Consider the following 1,688-nt stretch of genomic DNA (forward strand, 5'->3'; position numbering starts at 1 on the left):
GCAAGGCCAAGAGCGGCGGGAAGATCGTTGCGGTCGATGGCGGTGCGGATGTTTTCCAGCACTGACCTTGCGGCTTGCGACAGCGCCGGGATGTCGATCGAGACACGATGACGAAGCACCTGCTCCTCCTTCTCGATCCTTGCGGCAGCGAGCTGCCGCAGCTGGAGATAACGCTCGATGTCACGCTTCAGCGCCGGCACGTTGACCGCAGCGACACGGCGCGCCTCCTTGTCGGCCTTGCTCGCGAGCAGGCCAGTCCTCCCCCTGAGCGGCCCGATCGATGCCGGCTCGCGGGCCAGCCGGTCGAGCGTGTGTGCCGCAGCCTTTGGGTCCGTCATCGCGGCGTCGAAATTCATCGCCCGGAACGCGCTTTCCGGATCGGCGAAGACATGGCGGAACCGGGTCGACACTTCTTCCCACTGCTTTGCTATGGCCGGATCGGCGAGCAACTTTTCCTCGACGACATCAGACAGGGATTTAGCAAACAGCGTGACGCCGGCGACCATCGGTTCGGCCTCCTGTTGGGTTTGCGTTGAGGGACGCTGGAGCAGGCCGAGGCGCTCGCCGCCGGCACGCATGCGCTGCGCCAGATCGGCAAGCCGCTCCTTCTGGCGCAGCATCCAGTCGAGCCGATCGCGCACGAGTGTGCGGGCAACCCAGACGAGGTGCAGCCCGCGGTTGTCGGCAAAGCGCAGTGCCTGCCGGTAGAGGACGCCATGCTCGTAATCGAGCGTGGTTTCCTTGGCGTTGCTTCGCGACAGAATGGTCTCGAGCCCGCCCGCCTTGGCGAAGGAATGCAGCCCATAATAGAGCGCCATATCCTCGCGGTGACGGGTCATCGCGACATAGGTCAAATGGCGATCGAGTGAGAGCGAAGCCAGCACCTTGACCCGATCGACGGTCGATCCTTGCGACTTGTGGATGGTGGTTGCATAGCCATGATCAACGTTGGGGTAGAAGCGTTGCTCGACCCTGACGAGCCGACGATGTTCGCCCTCGCCGATGGCAGCGACGATCCTGTTTGGTGCCGCCTCGACGACACGGCCGATCATGCCGTTTTTCACGCCAAGCGAGGTCTCGTTTTTCAAGAAGACGATCTGGTCACCGGCGTCGAACCGGCGATGACCATCTTCGGTGCGGAAGGCATGTCCTACGCCGACGATCCCACGCTCCACGAGCTGTTCACGCGCGAGGCTGTTGAGCATGCGAACGTCCCGCCGAAGGTGTGCAAGGATCAGTGTTGTCTTCGTCGGATCGTAGTCGCTGTTCCAGTCGGCAATCAGACTGTCGATCGCCTGCGCCTTCAAGTCCGACCCAAGCACTCTGCCATGTTTGCCATAGGCATCAACCGCCTGCCCGACACGGCCGCGCGCCAGATCGAGCGAAGCGGCCCTCATCCATTCCTCGCGCTGGCGGTAGATCGTTTCGAGTTCAACGTAGCCGATGCGGTCAACGATCGCCCGAAACGCAGCACCCGCCTCGATTGGCTGGAGTTGGTCGGGATCGCCAACCAGCACCAGCTTTGCGCCTGCCCGAGTGACCGCTTCAACAACCAGCGCCATCTGCCTGGAGGCAACCATGCCGGCCTCGTCGAGAACAAACACCGTCCTGGCATCAAGACCGTCCCTGTCTTGTTTCCAGCGCAGTTCCCACGACGCCAGCGTGCGGCTGACAATGCCCGCGTCCTT

General features: G+C 62.9%; 1 protein-coding gene. It reads right to left on the reverse strand.

The genetic code is table 11. The features are described from left to right. A partial coding sequence (locus AC1DLV_RS30230) for a BID domain-containing protein (protein ID WP_476836349.1) occupies window positions 1-1,688 on the reverse strand: 1,688 nt, incomplete at both ends.

It is taken from the genome of Aminobacter sp. 01T433, from assembly GCF_056398585.1.